Raw genomic sequence first — 16,093 nt, 5'->3', positions numbered from 1 at the left:
GGGTAGAGCGCAGCGAAACCCATCGCACAACGGGATTAGGTATTGATGGGTTTCGCTTCGCTCTACCCATCCTACGGGTCCAGAAATAGAGAGATGACATGACCACTCCCCTCGCCGCCAAAATCGCCCGTGAATATGGCACGCCCTGCGCCGTCATCGACATGGACCGGGTCGAGCGCAACATCGCACGGATCCAGAAGGCCTGCGACGATGCGGGTGTCGCCAACCGGCCGCACATCAAGACGCACAAGAACCCGACGATCGCCAAGCTGCAGGTTGCGGCCGGCGCGAAGGGCATCACCTGCCAGAAGCTCGGCGAGGCCGAGATCATGGCCAATGCCGGCATCGACGACATCCTGATCAGCTACAATCTGCTCGGCGAAGAGAAGATGGCGCGCCTCGGCGCGCTGCAGGCGAAGGCGAACATGACAGTCGCTGCCGACAACTCGACGGTCGTCGCCGGCCTGCCCAAGGCAGCAGCGGCCTCGGGGCGTCCGCTCTCGGTCGTGGTCGAATGCGACACGGGGCGCAAGCGCGCGGGCGTCGAGACCCCGGCTGAGGCGATTGCGCTGGCCCGCGAGATCGCCGGGTCCAAGGGGCTCGAATTCGCCGGCTTCATGCTGTACCCGACCGAGACCGGTTGGGCCGACGCGCAGAAATTCTACGACGAGGCGCTGGCCGGCGTGCGCGCGCACGGATTGGACGCCAAGATCGTCTCGACCGGCGGCACGCCGAACCTGAAGAATCTCGGCAAGCTCAAGGGCGGCACCGAGCATCGCTTCGGCACCTACATCTACAATGACCGCATGCAGGTCGCCGCCGGCTCCGCCACCTGGGACGATTGCGCGCTGCACATCTATTCGACCGTCGTCAGCCGCGCCGCGCCCGAGCGCGGCATTCTGGACGCCGGCTCGAAGACGCTGACCACGGACACCGGCGGCCTCGACGGCCACGGCCTGATCCTGGAGCATCCTGAGGCCAAAATCGCGCGCTTCGCGGAAGAACACGGCTTCCTTGACCTCTCACGCAGCAACACGCGCCCCAATATCGGCGACGTCGTGCGGATCGTGCCGAACCACGTCTGCGTCGTCGTCAACATGATGGACGAGGTCGTGATGGTGCGCGGCGAGGAGATCATCGGCACGCTGCCGGTGGCGGCGCGCGGGAAGCTGCGCTAGGCGCGAATTAGAGCTTGCAGCTCCCGATCCAGTCCGTCGCGGAACAGGTTGATCGGGCGAGTCAGTCGCCCGGCCGGCGGGCGATGCACCAGCCATGCGCGCACGGCGGGATTGAACTCCCGCGCAGCGACCGGCTTGAGCTTGTCGCGAAATGCGCTGCGCTTCAGCCCGATCGGCGTGACCAGGCCGACGCCCAGACCGCGTGACACCAGCGACAGCCGCAACTCGCTGTCCAGCGCCTCCACAGCGACGGTGAACGGTAAATGCTCTGCATCGAAGCGACGCTTGAGTGTGTCGCGAAATCCGCAACCGTCCTGGTTGATCACCCACGAGAGCTGCGACAGGCGCTCCAGGTCGACGGTGCGCGGAATCTTCATGTCGCGCGCGACGACGAACACCACCGGCTGCGACCCGAGATCGTCGGCGACGAGATCGGCAGGCGGCGTTGCCCCGTCAGGCAGGCAGATCGCGGCGGCATCCAGCTCGTTGCGGCTGACCCGCTCGACTTGGTTAGGCGACCAGCCCGAGACAACGCGCACGCTCAGTGCCGGAAATTCGGCACGCACCGCGTCGAGCGGCGCGCTGAGTCCGGCCTCGGAGAGAAACGGCGTGAGGCCGAGCCTGAACTCGCCGCGCACAACGCCGTCATTGGCGACGCCTGACTTGAGGTCGTCCAGCATCCGAAGAAGGCGCCGGCCCTGCTCATAGGCCTCACGACCTGCGGCCGTAGGCCTCAACGGTTTCGACAGGCGGTCCAACAACTGCGCGCCCAGCATCTCCTCGAGATTCTGGATGCGCCGGGTTACGCCAGGCTGCGTGAGATTGAGGCGCGTCGAGGCGGCAACGATTGATCCGGTCTCGACCACAGCGACGAAGGCGACAAGGTCATGGGTATTCATAACGAACTCGCATATTCTTTATAGGCTTAATTGAATTGTAGCATATTAGTCACCCCGCTTAAAGGGGACCCCGTACCCAGCCCGCGAGGTCCCATGACCATCTCCGAAACCACCAAGCTCGCATCCCCGAAGCAACTTGCCGAGCGATCCCTGATCTGGCTCGGCGCCATCACCACCGGCGTCGTCGTCACCAATTTGTTCGCGCCGCAGATCCTGGTTGGACTGATCGGCCGGTCGCTGGCCATGACCGCCTGGCAGGCAGGCCTCGTCAGCACGCTAACGCTGCTCGGCTATGCGCTCGGCCTGTTGTTGCTGGTGCCGCTGGTCGATCTCATCGAGAACCGGCGCCTGATCCTGCGCACGCTCGGCTGCGCGATCTTCGCGGCGCTGGCAACGGCGCTGGCGCCGACGCCGTCGCTGCTATTGCTCGCCACATTCATTCTCGGCGCCTCCTGCGCCGCGATCCAGATGATGGTTCCGCTCGTGGCTTCGATGGTGGCGCCCGAGCGTCGCGGCCAGGCCATCGGTGAAGTCATGAGCGGATTGATGATCGGCATCCTGCTGTCGCGGCCGGCAGCGAGCCTGATCGCAGATCTCTGGAGCTGGCGTGCCTATTATCTCGCCTCAGCCATCCTGATGACGTTCCTCGCGGGTGCGCTCGGCCGTTATCTGCCGACGCTGCGACCGGCAGCCCGCGTCGGCTACGGCGAATTGCTCCGTTCGTTCCCAAGGCTGCTGCGGGAAGAACCTGTGCTGCGCGTGCGGGCCTGGACCGCATCGCTGGTCATGGCCTCCTTCACCGCCTTCTGGTCGGCGGTCGCGCTGCGCCTGCCGGAGGCGCCATTCGGCCTCGACTCCAAGGGCATCGCGGCCTTCGCGCTGATCGGCGTCGCAGGCGCCGCGGCGACACCGCTCGCTGGCCGCTGGGGCGATAAGAGCTGGGCGCGCCCGCTGTTTCTTGTGGCRCATCTGCTCATCATCGGCTCGCTCGCGCTCTGCGCCGTGGCCGGTGCGATGGAGTCCCGCATGGCGGCTCTGCTGGCATTGAGCCTCGGCACGATCCTGCTCGACGTCGGCATCACCGCCGACCAGACGCTCGGCCGCCGCGCCATCAATCTGCTGCACCCCGAGGCGCGCGGCCGCATCAACGGCCTGTTCGTTGCGCTGTTCTTCATCGGCGGCGGCGTCGGCTCCGCAGCGGCCTCGCTGGCCTGGAGTTTTGGCGGCTGGACCGCTGTCTGCGTGGTCGCGGCGAGCTTTGGTGTGCTAGGCCTTCTCACCGATCTTCTGACCAGGACCGGCACGTCGTGATCAGGACGACGCGAGCCATCGCAACACGCCCCTTCCGGCCGCCGCCCCCGTCGCAAACGACGCCTGCAACAGATAGCCGCCGGTCGGCGCCTCCCAGTCGAGCATCTCGCCGGCGGCGAAGACGCCGGGCAGCTTGCGCAGCATCAGGCGTTCGTCGAGCTCGTCGAACGTCACTCCGCCCGCCGTCGAGATGGCGCGCTCGATCGGGGCAACGCCGGTGAGCTGAACCGGAATGGCGTTGATCAGCTTCGCAAGCTCCGCCGGCGAGAACGACGCCAGCGGCCGGCCGGATGCGATGGCGGCCTCCTGCATCAGGCCGATGCCCACCGGCGACAGCTGCGCCGCCTTGCGCAGGAAGTTCGCCAGCGATTGCTTGCCGCGCGTGCCCGACAGGCGCGTGGTCAGCGCATCAGCCTCGAGGTCGGGCCGCAACGCGATCGTCAGCGTCGCCTGCCCAAGACCCAGCACCGCCTCGCGCAGCTCGGCCGACAACGCGTAGATGGCGCCACCTTCGATGCCGCTGCGCGTGATCATGGCTTCGCCGCGGACCGTATGCGCCCCGATGGTCAGCGCCACGCCCTTGAGCGGCTGGCCCTCAAAGCGGTCGCGGAACACGTCGGACCATGCGACGGTGAAGCCGGAATTAGCCGACCGCAGCTTCGAGATCGCAACGCCTTTGGACGCAAGGATATCGGCCCAGCCGCCGTCGGAGCCCAGCCGCGGCCAGCTTGCGCCGCCGAGCGCGAGGACTGTGGCCTTGGCCGCGATGGCCTGCACGCCGTCGGCTGTTTGAAACCGAAGCCGTCCTTGGTCGTCCCAGCCGGTCCAGCGATGACGAAACGCGAAACGCACACCGGCGGCGTCGAGGCGTCGCAGCCAGGCGCGCAGCAAGGGCGAGGCCTTGAACGCCTTTGGAAACACGCGCCCGCTGCTGCCGACGAAAGTCGGCTCGCCCAGCGCCGCGCTCCAGGCGCGGAGCCCATCGGGCGAGAACGCCGCGATCGCCGCTTGCAGCATCGGCGCTGCCTCGCGGTAGCGTGCCATGAACTCCGGCAGCGGCTCGCTGTGGGTGAGATTGAGCCCCCCGCGGCCAGCCATCAGGAATTTGCGGCCCGCGGACGGCATGGCATCGTAGACACTGACGCGGGCGCCGCCCTGCGCCAGCACCTCCGCCGCCATCAGCCCGGCGGGACCGGCACCGATGACGGCGACGTCAGTCAGAGCTTGATCCCCGCCCGTGCCGCGGCCTGCGCCACGTATTTCTGCGTCTGCTCGAACGCGCCCTGCAGCGCCTTCGCCTTCGACATGTCGCTGATCTCGGCGAAATGCGCGGCGACCGCATCCGGCGTCCAGTCGGATTCCGGCAGGTTGATGCCTTCGCTCTCCACAATCTCGATCACGGCGAAGGAGCCGGCACCGGCGCCCATGATGGTGCGGGTCGGTGCGTCCTCGCTCAGCATGTATTCGACAGCGGGCGTGATCGCGTTCGGCTTCATCAGTTGCAGCGCCTGTGGCGGCAGCAGCTCTTCCGTCATGCGGGTCGCCGCGGTCGGCGAGATGATGTTGACGCGGATGTCGGTCTTGCGGCCTTCCTCGGCCAGCACGTTCATCAGGCCGACCATGCCGGACTTGGCCGCGCCGTAATTGGCCTGGCCGAAATTGCCGTAGAGGCCGGAGGACGACGTCGTCAGCACGATGCGGCCGTAATTGCGGTCACGCATGCCGGCCCAGGCCGCCTTGCAGCAATAGAAGGTGCCGACGAGATGCACGTCGAGCACCTTCTGGAAATCGGCGGCCTCCATCTTGCCGAACGACTTGTCGCGCAGGATGCCTGCGTTGGCGCACATCAGGTCGACGCTGCCCCACTCCTTGGTGGCGCGCTCGACCATCGCGGTGACCTGCTCGAAATTGGAGACGTCGGCGCCGTCGGCCATCGCGGTGCCGCCGGCTTTACGGATCTCCTCGACGACGGCTTCAGCCGGCGACAGCGAGCCGCCGCTGCCGTCACGCGCGCCGCCGAAATCGTTGACGACGACCTTGGCGCCGCGGCTCGCCAGCCCCAGCGCATGCGCGCGTCCGAGGCCATTACCCGCGCCGGTGACGATGGCGACACGTCCGTCGAACCTGATTGCCATGTGTGTGCTTCCTTTCTTCCTTCTCCCCTTGTGGGAGAAGGTGGCATAGGCGGCCTACGGCCGCCGTCCTAAAAAGACGCCGACGCGTAGCGTCGGCTACGGCGCCGGATGAGGGGTCTCTCTCAACGGATGCGCTCGTGGAGAGATACCCCTCACCCGGCTTCGCGTTCCGCGAAGCCACCCTCTCCCACAGGGGGAGAGGGCAAGAGCGCTCCGCACGAGATTTGGTCAGCTTTTGAGCAGCGWTGGGTTGCCGGGTCAAGCCCGGCAACGACGCATCGGGTCAGGCGAAATAGATCAACCCGAGCCAGTCGGCGACCAGCGCCGGCTTGTCCTCGCCCTCGATCTCCACCGTGACGTTGGTGCGGGAATGCAACTCGTTGGGCTTGCGCAGCTTGGCTTCGGCCAACACGAAACGGCCGCGGACGCGCTTGCCCGAGCGCACCGGCGAGATGAAGCGCAGCTTGTCAAAGCCGTAGTTCACGCCCATCGTGGTGCCGGCGATGACCGGCATCACCTCGTAGGACATGATCGATAGCAGCGACATCGTCAGGAAGCCGTGGGCGATGGTGGTGCCGAAGGCGGTCTCTTTCTTCGCACGCTCCGGATCGACATGGATGAACTGGTGATCCTCGATCACGTCGGCATAGGTGTCGATGCGGGGCTGATCGACCAGATGCCACGACGACACGCCGATCTCCTTGCCGACCATGGCCTGATAGGCTTCGAGGGAAATAGGCGGCTTCTTCCAGACTTCGTTCACTTAGGTCTCACTCCGTGTTTTCGGCAGCTCCGGAAAATCCTCTTCCCGGAATTCGCGACCGCGCAGGGGATCGTTGCGGTCGTCATCGCGCTCCAGCCGTCTGAGCTGCACGCGGCGGATCTTGCCCGAGATCGTCTTCGGCAGCTCGGTGACGATTTCAAGGCGGCGGATGCGCTTGAACGGTGCAAGGCGCGTGTGCAGATGCCTGAAGATGGACAGCGCTGTCTCGGGCGAGCGCTCCGCACCTGATGTCAGCAGCACAAAGGCCTTGGGGATCGCGRGCCGGATCGGGTCCGGGCTCGGCACCACCGCGGCTTCTGCGACGAGCTCATGCTCGAGCAGCACGCTCTCCAGCTCGAACGGGCTGATGCGATAATCGGAGGATTTGAACACGTCGTCGGAACGGCCAACGAAGGTGAGATAGCCATCCTCGTCCGCGAACACGACGTCACCGCTGCGGTAGAGCGCGCCTTCCGCGCCCGAGAGCTTGCCGTCGTCGCCCTGATAGCCCTGCATCAGGCCGGCCGGACGGTCAGCACCCAGCACCAGGGCCACCTCGCCTTCCTTCGCCGGATGGCCGTCGGCGTCGCTGACCTGCACGCGATAGCCCGGCAGCGGCCGGCCCATCGAGCCGACCTTGATCTTTTGGCCCGGCGAGTTGCCGGCCAGCGCGGTGGTCTCGGTCTGGCCGTAGCCGTCGCGGATGGTGAGGCCCCAGGCGGCCTGCACCTGGTCGATCACTTCCGGATTGAGCGGCTCGCCGGCGCCGCAGACCTCGCGCAAGCTCACCTTGAACGCCGCAAGGTTCTCCTGGATGAACAGCCGCCACACCGTCGGCGGCGCGCACAGCGTGGTGACGCCGCAGCGGCCGATGGTGGCAAGCAGACCCTTGGCATCGAAGCGCGGCTGGTTGACCACGAACACGGTCGCGCCGGCATTCCACGGCGCGAAGAAGCAGCTCCAGGCGTGCTTGGCCCAGCCGGGCGATGAGATGTTGAGGTGGACGTCGCCCGGCTTCAGCCCGATCCAGTACATGGTCGAGAGATGGCCGACGGGATAACTGCGCTGGCTGTGCAGCACCAGCTTTGGTTTCGCCGTGGTGCCCGAGGTGAAATAGAGCAGCATCGGGTCGTCGGCATTGGTCGGACCGTCAGCCGTAAAGCTCTCCGAAGCCTTCGCTGCCTCGTCATAGGCAAGCCAGCCATCGGAGGCCGCACCGACAACGATGCGGACAACATTCTCGGCACCAAGGCTTGCGAATTTCGCGACCTGGTCTTGCGCTGCCACCACCGCCTTCGCCTTGCCGCGATCGAGCCGGTCGCGCAGCTCGTCCGCGGTGAGCAGCGTGGTGGCGGGAATCACGACGACGCCGAGCTTCATCGCCGCCAGCATCGTCTCCCACAACGGCACCACATTGCCGAGCAGCAGCAGCAGGTGGTCGCCGCGCTTCAGACCCTGCGCGCGCAGGAAGTTGGCGACCTGGTTGGAGCGCTGCGAGAGCGCCGCGAAAGACAGCTTGGTTTGCTTGTCCTGTGCGGCATCGACGATCCAGAGCGCGGGCCGGTCCTTGGTGTCCGCATCCTTCGCGAGCTCGTCGAACCAGTCGAGCGCCCAATTGAAGGGAACCGGATCGGGCCAGCGGAAGTCTTTGACCGCTGTCTCGTAATCCGTGCGGTGCTTTAGCAGAAACGCGCGCGCGTCCTGAAATGTCGTCATTAGGCTTTCCCGGCTAGCCCCCTAACGTGCTTGATAATTCCGGAAAAATCCACCCCGCCCTGCCCGGCGGCATCGAAGGACTGATAGATCTCCTGCGCATGCTTGCCGAGCGGCGTGGCCGCGCCCGCGGCCTTGGCAGCGTCCTGCGCCAGCGTCAGATCCTTCACCATCAGCGCCGAGGCAAAGCCCGGCTTGTAATCGTTGTTGGCGGGCGAGGTCGGCACCGGGCCCGGCACCGGGCAATAGGTCGTCAGCGACCAGCACTGGCCCGACGAGGTCGAAGCGACGTCGAACAGCGCCTGATGCGAGAGCCCGAGCTTCTCACCGAGTGCAAAGGCCTCGCTCACCGCGATCATGGAAATGCCGAGGATCATGTTGTTGCAGATCTTTGCCGCCTGCCCGGCGCCGGCGCCGCCGCAATGCACGATCTTCTTGCCCATCTTCTCCAGCACGGGCTTTGCCGTCGCGAACGCGCTCTCCTCGCCGCCGCACATGAAGGTGAGCGTCGCGCCCTTGGCCCCCCCCGTGCCGCCGGACACCGGCGCGTCGACCGATAGCACGCCGTGCTTGGCCGCCAGCGCATGCGCCTGACGCGCGCTCTCGACGTCGATGGTGGAACTGTCGATGATCAGCGCGCCCTTGGCCATGGCCGGAACAACCTCGCTCCAGACGCCGAGCACGTGCTTGCCGGCCGGCAGCATAGTGACGACGACATCGGCGCCCTTCACCGCACCAGTAGCGCTATCGGCGATGCCGGCGCCATCGGCCTTGGCCTGGTTGCGGGAGGCTTCGACGAGATCGAACGCCGTCACCTTGTGGCCGGCCTTGACCAGATTGGCCGCCATCGGGCCGCCCATGTTGCCGAGACCGATGAATGCGATCGTGGCCATATCGATATCCTCCGCTAGACGTTTCGTTGATTAGTTGAACTTCAGTTCGTCGGCGCCGATCTCGGCGAAATACGGCGCAATCATCGCCGGCGTCACGTCCTCGATGCACGGCGGCGACCAGGTCGGATTGCGGTCCTTGTCGATCACGGCCGCGCGCACGCCTTCGCGGAAATCGTCACTGCGGAAGACCTCCAGCGCGGCGCGATACTCGCGCACCAGGCACTCTTCCAGGCTCGATGCGGTGCGCGCGAGCCGCAGCAGCTTCAACGTCACCACCATGCCGCGCGGCGATTTCTCGTTGAGCGTCTTCAGCGTCGACTGCGCGAACTCGGAGCCGTCGCGCTTGAGCGCAGCGACGATGTCCTCCATGCGGTCGAAGCCGAACAACGCGTCGATAACAGGCTCTTTCGCGGCGACCGGCCCCGCGGTCTCACCGGTCGCAAAGTCGTTGATGAGCTTGCTGACATCGGCTGCGGTCGCCCCAGAAGGAGTCCTTGTCAGAGCCTCGCGCAGTTCCGGCAATTTCACCGCCGGCACGACAGCATCGGCGAACTTCGCATGGATTGCATCGGGCCCGTTCATGGTCTGACCGGTCAGGCCGAAATACGTGCCGATCTCGCCCGGCGAGCGCGACAACAGAAAGGTGCCGCCGACATCGGGGAAGAAGCCGAGCCCGACCTCGGGCATCGCGAGCCTGGTGCGGTCGGTGACGACGCGGTGGCTGGCATGGGCGGAGAGCCCGACGCCGCCGCCCATCACGATGCCGTCCATGAACGCGACATACGGTTTCGGAAACTTCTTGATCCGGGCGTTGAGGATGTACTCCTCGCGCCACAGGATCTTGCCGAGGTCACCGTTGACCTTCGAGCTTTCCCAGAGCGTGCGGATGTCGCCGCCGGCGCACAGGCCGCGCTCGCCGGCCCCCTCCAGCAGGATCACGGCGACGGCGGAATCGGCCTCGAAGCGGTCGAGCGCCTTTTCGATGTCGCGAAACATCTCCAGCGTCACGGCGTTGATGGCCTTGGGGCGATTGAGCCGGATCACGCCAGCTGCGCCCTCGACCCGGGCGACCAGATCACCCTCCTCCACTGAACTCATCGCGCGCCCTCGATCAATTTGCGCGCCACGATGAGCCGCATGATTTCATTGGTGCCTTCGAGGATCTGGTGCACGCGCAGATCGCGCACGATCTTCTCGATGCCGTATTCGCTGAGATAGCCGTAGCCGCCATGGAGTTGGAGCGCCTGGTTGGCGACCTCGAAGCCAACATCGGTGCCGAAGCGCTTTGCCATGGCGCACAGCATGGTGGCATCGGGGTCCTTGCGGTCGAGCGCCGCCGCTGCGCGCCACAGGAAGGTGCGCGCGGCCTCGAGCTCGATCGCCATGTCGGCGAGCCGGAATTGCAATGCCTGGAATTCGTCGAGACGTTTTCCGAAAGCCTTGCGCTCCTTCATGTAGGTGCGCGCCTTGTCGAGCGCGGTCTGCGCGCCGCCGAGCGAGCATGCGGTGATGTTGAGGCGGCCGCCATCGAGGCCGGCCATCGCGATCTTGAAGCCGATGCCCTCCTCGCCCAGCCGGTTGGCAACCGGCACGCGGGCGTTCTCGAACATCACGGCGCGGGTCGGCTGCGCATTCCAGCCCATCTTGCGCTCATTGGCGCCGTAGGAGACGCCGGGCGTGTTGCCGTCGATCACGAGGGTCGAGACGCCGCCGGCGCCGTCACCGCCAGTTCGGACCATGGCGACCAGGAGATCCGTGCCGCCGGCGCCGGAGATGAACTGCTTCTGGCCGTTGAGGACGTAATGGTCGCCGTCGCGCACGGCACGGGTGCGCAGCGCTGCCGCATCGGAGCCGGCGCCCGGCTCGGTCAGGCAGTAGCTCGCGATCAGCTCCATCGAGCAGAGTTTCGGCAACCATTTGTGGCGCTGGGTGTCGCTGCCGAAGGCATCGATCATCCAGGACGCCATGTTGTGGATGGAGATGAAGGCCGATGTGGTCGGACAGCCCGTCGCCAGCGCCTCGAAGATCAGCGCCGCGTCGAACCGCGTCATGGCGGAACCACCGACATCCTCGCGGATGTAGATGCCGCCCATGCCGAGCGCGGCAGCCTCGCGCATCACGTCGACGGGGAAATGCTTTTCCTCGTCCCAGCGCAGCGCGTGCGGCGCGATCTTCTCGGCCGCAAACGCCAACGCCATGTCGCGAACCGCGACCTGATCCTCGTTCAGAGCGAACTGCATCCCCGGCCTCGCTCTTGAGAGGGTTACTTCATCAGCGGGATCGAGAACTCCGCACCTTCCTTGACGCCGGACGGCCAGCGCGAGGTCACCGTCTTGGTCTTGGTGTAGAAGCGCACCGAGTCCGGGCCGTGCTGGTTGAGATCGCCGAAGCCCGACTTCTTCCAGCCGCCGAAAGTGTAATAGGCGATCGGCACCGGGATCGGCACGTTGACGCCGACCATGCCGACATTGACCTTGGCCGCGAAGTCGCGCGCGGCGTCGCCGTCGCGGGTGAAGATGGCGACGCCGTTGCCGTAGTCATGATCCGACGGCAACGCCAGCGCTTCCTTGTAGTCGTGCGCGCGCACGACCGAGAGCACCGGGCCAAAGATCTCTTCCTTGTAGATCCGCATATCCTTGGTGACGTTGTCGAACAGCGAACCGCCGAGATAGAACCCCTTCTCGTAGCCCTGCATCTTGAAGCCGCGGCCGTCGACGGCGAGCGTCGCGCCTTCCTTGATGCCAATGTCGATGTAGCTCTTGACCTTCTCGACCGCCTCGCGCGTGACCAGCGGACCGTAGTCGGCGGACGGATCGATTGAGGTGCCGATCTTGAGCGACTCGACGCGCGGGATCAGCTTTTCCATCAGCCGGTCGGCGGTGGACTTGCCGACGGGAACGGCGACGGAGACGGCCATGCAGCGCTCGCCGGCCGAGCCGTAGCCCGCACCGATCAGCGCGTCGACCGCCTGGTCCATGTCCGCGTCGGGCATGATGATGGCGTGGTTCTTGGCGCCGCCAAAACACTGGCAGCGCTTGCCGGTCTGGGCTGCGCGCTCGTAGATGTATTGCGCGATCGGCGTGGAGCCGACGAAGCCGATGGCCTTGATATCGGGATCGTCCAGGATGGCGTCGACCGCTTCCTTGTCGCCGTTGACGACGTTGAGGATGCCAGCCGGCAGGCCCGCCTCGATCATCAGCTCAGCGAGCATCATCGGCACGCCGGGGTCGCGCTCGGACGGCTTCAGGATGAAGGCGTTGCCGCAGGCGATGGCGGGGGCAAACTTCCACATCGGGATCATCGCCGGGAAGTTGAACGGCGTAATGCCCGCAACGACGCCGAGCGGCTGGCGCATGGAATAGATGTCGATGCCGGGGCCGGCGCCTTCGGTGTATTCGCCCTTCATCAGATGCGGGATGCCGCAGGCGAACTCCGCGACTTCGAGGCCGCGCTGAATGTCGCCCTTGGCGTCCGGCACGGTCTTGCCATGCTCGCGCGCGAGCAGCTCGGCGAGCTTGTCGTAGTCGCGCTGCACCAGCTCCACGAACTTCATCATGACGCGGGCGCGGCGCTGCGGGTTGGTCGCGGCCCATTCCGGCTGGGCGGCACGGGCGTTCTCCACGGCAGCGCGGACCTCGGCCTTGGACGCCAGCGCCACCTTGGCCTGGACGTCACCGGTCATCGGCTCGAAAACGTCTGCCGTCCGGCCTGAGGTGCCCTTGACCTCCTTGCCACCGATGAAATGTCCGATTGAACGCATGGAATGATCTCCTGAGGTCGAGCGTGAACGCTTTGACAAATCCTATCGACCTGCATTTTATAGGATTCAAGTCTGAGATAATGCACCATAGATGTGCGAAAATGCTGGATCAAGGTAGCATCGACTGGGACGACTTCCGCTTCGTGCTGGCCATCGTGCGGGGCGGCTCGGTTTCGGCTGCGGCTAAACAGCTCGGGGTCGACCACGCCACCGTGATCCGCCGCGTCGACCGGCTGGAGAGACACCTCTCGGCCAAGCTGTTTGACCGACGCAAGACCGGCTATCTCCTCACCGAGGCCGGCCAGCGCGTCGCCGACAGCGCGGAAGCCATGGAATCGACCATCGTCGCCAACCAGGAGCAGGTCGGCGGCTCGGTGGCGCGGCTGACCGGAACGGTGCGGATCGGCGCGCCCGACGGGTTCGGCACCGCCTTCCTGGCGCCGCGGCTGGCGCCCTTCGCGGATCGTTATCCCGACCTCGATCTGCAACTTGTGGCCACCGCGCGGCTGTTCAGTCTCTCCAAGCGCGAGGCCGATATCGCGATCAGCCTGACCATGCCGAAGGAAGGCCGCATCGTCGGCCGCAAGCTCCTGGACTACCGCCTCGGGCTTTATGCGGCGCCGGCCTATCTCGACCGTTTCCCGAAGATCACCTCGCGGCAGGATCTGCCGCAGCATCGCTTCGTCGGCTATATCGAGGAGCTGCTGTTCACGCCCGAGCTCGACTACCTCCCGCAGGTATCGCCACGGATTTCGGCGCGCTTCCGCAGTGCCAATCTGATCGCGCAGCTCAATTCCACGCTCGCGGGCTTCGGCATCGCCGTGCTGCCACACTTCATGGCGAGCGACTACCCGCAGCTGGTGGCGGTGCTGCCGGAGGAGATATCGATCACGCGGACGTTCTGGATGCTGATGCACGCGGACAGCAAGGACCTCGCGCGGATCCGCGCGGTGGCCGATTACATCGGCGAGATCGTGGAGCGCGAGCGGGCGTTGTTTGCGGGAAGGTAACGACGGTCTCGTAGGGTGGGCAAAGCGAAAGCGTGCCCACCATGTCTCTTGCAGGCGTGGAGAGATGGTGGGCACGGCGCTGGAGCGCCTTTGCCCACCCTACCGAACCTCAGTTCTGCTTCGCCTTCTTCGCCGCCGTCACCTTCGGCTCGCGTTTCGCGCCATCGAGCGCGCTGTCCTTGCCCGCCTTCAGCACCTCGTCCGACAATTCGCTGGAGCCGGCAATGCGCGCCAGCAGCATGGTGCCGGCCATCGTGGCCAGCGTCGCGATCGCCTGCTTGCGCGCGGCCTTGCGCGGCAGGTTGGGGATGAAATCGGTCATCATCTCGACCATCTCGTCGAGCTTTCCGGCAAATGCCTTGCGCGTCTTCGGGCTCTCGCGGGCGATCTCGGCGCCAAGCGCGGGAATCGAACAGCCATGGCCGGTATTGTCCCGATGCAACGCCGAAAGATAGGTCTCGACGATCTGGGTCAGTTGCTTTTCGGGCGCGACCTGATCGGACTGCTTGCGCCAGTGCTCCATCGAGCGGTCCATGGCGTAGGCAAAGGCCTCGATCACCAGCGCCTCGCGCGAGTCGAAATGCGCGTAGAAGCCGCCATGGGTCAGGCCCGCCTCCTTCATGAGGTCGGCGACGCCGATGCCGTGAGCGCCCTTTTCGCGCAGCCGCACGGAGGCCTTCTTCACGATTCGGTCGTGGGTTTCCTGCTTGTGTTCCCGGGAATAGCGCATGCGGGTCTCATTGAATGTCGGAGATCATCTCATAACACAAAAATGGACCAGGCGGTGCATTAATTCATGTTAAGTTGTCGCGCCGATCATGGAAAAGGTTGCAGTTGCATGGACTGCGAGCGCACCCTTGCCGTCGCGCACGAAGCCTTCCGTGTAGCTGGCCTGGCGCCCCAGCTTGATGATCTTGCCTTCGGCCGAGATCAGCCCGGAACGGACCGACAGCGGGCGCAGGAACGTCATTTTCAGGTCGAGGGTCACGGACGATTGCCCGGGCTCCAGCCGCGTCGAAATCGCGCAGCCCATGGCGGTATCAATCAGCGCCGCGGCGGTCGCGCCGTGCAGGAGGCCGATGGTATTTTCGAGATCCTCGCGCGGCTCCAGTTCCATCACGATCCGGCCCGGCTCGACCACCGCCATGGTGAAACCGATCAATTTTGCGAAGGGCGGCGGCGGCAACCGGCCGTCGCGGATTCCCAGCATCGCGTCCATGCCTGAAAGCCCCATCGCTGCTTTTGCAACCGGCGCAGGCACCTGCCAGTCCACCACGCGCTCACGCCGCTGCGCGGGCGAAAACAGGTCGAGTTGATCGTTACAGGTCATGGCGGCCTCTTTGTATGATACATGTCATACTATGTCACGAACTTCGCCATGGCAACTCCGTCCCCCACCCGCTTGACAAGCAGGGCGTTTCGGCACCGAAGTGATCCCGACCCGCGCGCCTCGCGCATGTCCACGAAACTCCGAGATGCTCCGATGGAAATGCTCAACAATCACTGCGGCGTGACGCGCGATGCGCGCGGCGTCGTCCATGTCGCGATCTGCAACGCCGGCCCGCTCAACATTCTGGGCTCGCCCGTCACCGATGCCGTGCGCGAAGGCCTGCAGACCCTCGCGACTGACCGCAGCATCCGCGTCGTGGTGCTGCGCGGCCAGAGCGAGAAGAGCATGATCGGCGGCGCCGACATCAAGGAGATGGCCAAGCTCGACCAGAAGTCAGCCGAAGCCTTCATCAGCCGCCTGCGCGATCTCTGCGAAGCCGTGCGCCAATTCCCGGCCCCCGTCATCGCGCGGATGCCGGGCTGGTGCCTCGGCGGCGGCCTCGAAGTCGCCGCCGCCTGCGATTTTAGGATCGCTGCACACGATGCGCATTTCGGCATGCCGGAGGTCCGCGTCGGCATCCCCTCGGTGATCCACGCTGCCCTGCTGCCGCGCCTGATCGGCTGGGCCCGCGCCCGCTGGCTGGTGATGACGGCGGAGAACATCGACGCGCCAACGGCGCTGGCGTGGGGCCTGGTGGACAAGGTCGCCCCCGAGGGCGGGCTGGATACTGAAGTCGAGCATCTCGTCAACGCGCTGCTCGAATGCGGCCCCGAGGCACTGCGCTCGCAGAAGGCCCTGCTGCGGCAGTGGGAGGAACTGCCGCTGACGGAGTCGGTAAATCTCAGCGTCAAGGTGTTCGGCGAGTCGTTCCTGACAGACGAGCCGACGCGGCTGATGCAGGCGTTCGTGAACAGGAAGCGGTAATCCAAAGACAGTGTCATGCCCCGCGAAGTGTTTAGCCCGGACAGATCACTGACGGGTGTTCGGAGACATAGCTGACACATCAACATTGGCTGGATTGGTCCGATTCGGGAGGCCGTCCATGCCTTGGAGCGAGGTGTCAGTGATGGATCAGCGCCACGAGTTTGTGCGGCTGGCTTT

General features: G+C 65.6%; 15 protein-coding genes. 4 read left to right on the top strand and 11 right to left on the bottom strand.

The features are described 5' to 3' along the window. Positions 1–98: 98 nt before the first annotated feature. Positions 99–1,178 carry a D-TA family PLP-dependent enzyme gene (locus AB4Z51_RS40545; protein ID WP_354080443.1) on the top strand — a complete coding sequence of 360 codons (1,080 nt, stop codon included), beginning with the start codon at positions 99–101 and terminating at the stop codon, positions 1,176–1,178. Here AB4Z51_RS40545 and AB4Z51_RS40540 read toward each other — a convergent pair. Then, the gene (locus AB4Z51_RS40540; RefSeq protein WP_085402215.1) at positions 1,175–2,077 is read right to left on the bottom strand and encodes a LysR family transcriptional regulator; all 903 of its coding nucleotides are present in this window, start codon (positions 2,075–2,077) and stop codon (positions 1,175–1,177) included. The two genes, AB4Z51_RS40545 and AB4Z51_RS40540, sit on opposite strands and share 4 nt — an antisense overlap. A 93-nt stretch (positions 2,078–2,170) precedes the next feature. On the opposite strand from AB4Z51_RS40540, the gene AB4Z51_RS40535 reads away from it, so the two are divergent. Further along, a complete protein-coding gene (locus tag AB4Z51_RS40535) occupies positions 2,171–3,388 on the top strand; it encodes an MFS transporter (protein WP_085402214.1) in 1,218 nt (405 codons plus the stop codon). Here AB4Z51_RS40535 and AB4Z51_RS40530 read toward each other — a convergent pair whose 3' ends face one another. The 8 genes from AB4Z51_RS40530 to AB4Z51_RS40495 form a co-directional block, all read right to left on the bottom strand. Beyond that, positions 3,389–4,609: an NAD(P)/FAD-dependent oxidoreductase gene (locus AB4Z51_RS40530; protein ID WP_441499364.1), complete on the bottom strand. Its 1,221-nt coding sequence runs from the start codon at positions 4,607–4,609 to the stop codon at positions 3,389–3,391. It lies immediately after the preceding gene. After that, a complete protein-coding gene (locus AB4Z51_RS40525) occupies positions 4,606–5,523 on the bottom strand; it encodes an SDR family NAD(P)-dependent oxidoreductase (RefSeq protein ID WP_085402212.1) in 918 nt (305 codons plus the stop codon). The genes AB4Z51_RS40530 and AB4Z51_RS40525 overlap by 4 nt, the downstream gene beginning before the upstream one ends. A 283-nt stretch (positions 5,524–5,806) precedes the next feature. Beyond that, positions 5,807–6,286, bottom strand: a complete 480-nt coding sequence (locus AB4Z51_RS40520; protein WP_085402211.1) for a MaoC family dehydratase — start codon at positions 6,284–6,286, stop codon at positions 5,807–5,809. Continuing rightward, on the bottom strand, positions 6,287–8,002 hold the full coding sequence (locus AB4Z51_RS40515; protein WP_441499363.1) for an AMP-binding protein: 1,716 nt from the start codon (positions 8,000–8,002) through the stop codon (positions 6,287–6,289). Beyond that, positions 8,002–8,898 (bottom strand): 3-hydroxyisobutyrate dehydrogenase, encoded by an 897-nt coding sequence (gene mmsB / locus AB4Z51_RS40510; RefSeq protein WP_283808576.1) that lies wholly within the window; start codon positions 8,896–8,898, stop codon positions 8,002–8,004. Before mmsB ends, AB4Z51_RS40515 begins: the two co-directional genes overlap by 1 nt. Positions 8,899–8,922: 24 nt before the next feature. After that, complete coding sequence (locus tag AB4Z51_RS40505; RefSeq protein ID WP_441499362.1) at positions 8,923–9,990, bottom strand: enoyl-CoA hydratase/isomerase family protein; 1,068 nt, start codon at positions 9,988–9,990, stop codon at positions 8,923–8,925. After that, positions 9,987–11,132 carry an isobutyryl-CoA dehydrogenase gene (locus AB4Z51_RS40500; protein WP_085402207.1) on the bottom strand — a complete coding sequence of 382 codons (1,146 nt, stop codon included), beginning with the start codon at positions 11,130–11,132 and terminating at the stop codon, positions 9,987–9,989. Before AB4Z51_RS40500 ends, AB4Z51_RS40505 begins: the two co-directional genes overlap by 4 nt. Before the next feature lie 23 nt (positions 11,133–11,155). Further along, the gene (locus tag AB4Z51_RS40495) at positions 11,156–12,652 is read right to left on the bottom strand and encodes a CoA-acylating methylmalonate-semialdehyde dehydrogenase (protein ID WP_063983817.1); all 1,497 of its coding nucleotides are present in this window, start codon (positions 12,650–12,652) and stop codon (positions 11,156–11,158) included. A 101-nt stretch (positions 12,653–12,753) separates the two neighbouring features. Between AB4Z51_RS40495 and AB4Z51_RS40490 the strand changes: the two genes are divergently transcribed. Next, entirely contained in the window at positions 12,754–13,662 is a 909-nt protein-coding gene (locus tag AB4Z51_RS40490; RefSeq protein ID WP_028157678.1) for a LysR family transcriptional regulator, read from the top strand. A gap of 109 nt (positions 13,663–13,771) precedes the next feature. On the opposite strand, the gene AB4Z51_RS40485 is transcribed toward AB4Z51_RS40490, so the two are convergent. Beyond that, entirely contained in the window at positions 13,772–14,392 is a 621-nt protein-coding gene (locus AB4Z51_RS40485; protein ID WP_085402206.1) for a TetR/AcrR family transcriptional regulator, read from the bottom strand. A 69-nt stretch (positions 14,393–14,461) separates the two neighbouring features. Beyond that, positions 14,462–14,992, bottom strand: coding sequence for a PaaI family thioesterase (locus tag AB4Z51_RS40480; RefSeq protein ID WP_085402205.1), 531 nt, complete (start codon positions 14,990–14,992; stop codon positions 14,462–14,464). A 153-nt stretch (positions 14,993–15,145) separates the two neighbouring features. Here AB4Z51_RS40480 and AB4Z51_RS40475 point away from each other — a divergent pair, with 153 nt between their 5' ends. After that, positions 15,146–15,916: an enoyl-CoA hydratase gene (locus tag AB4Z51_RS40475; protein ID WP_085402204.1), complete on the top strand. Its 771-nt coding sequence runs from the start codon at positions 15,146–15,148 to the stop codon at positions 15,914–15,916. Positions 15,917–16,093: the final 177 nt, after the last annotated feature.

Origin of the sequence: Bradyrhizobium sp. 2TAF36, from assembly GCF_052114925.1 — a bacterium.
Lineage (GTDB): Bacteria > Pseudomonadota > Alphaproteobacteria > Rhizobiales > Xanthobacteraceae > Bradyrhizobium > Bradyrhizobium barranii.
The sequence above is the reverse complement of the archived record's forward strand: the minus strand, read 5'-3'. Positions and strand labels throughout refer to the sequence as shown.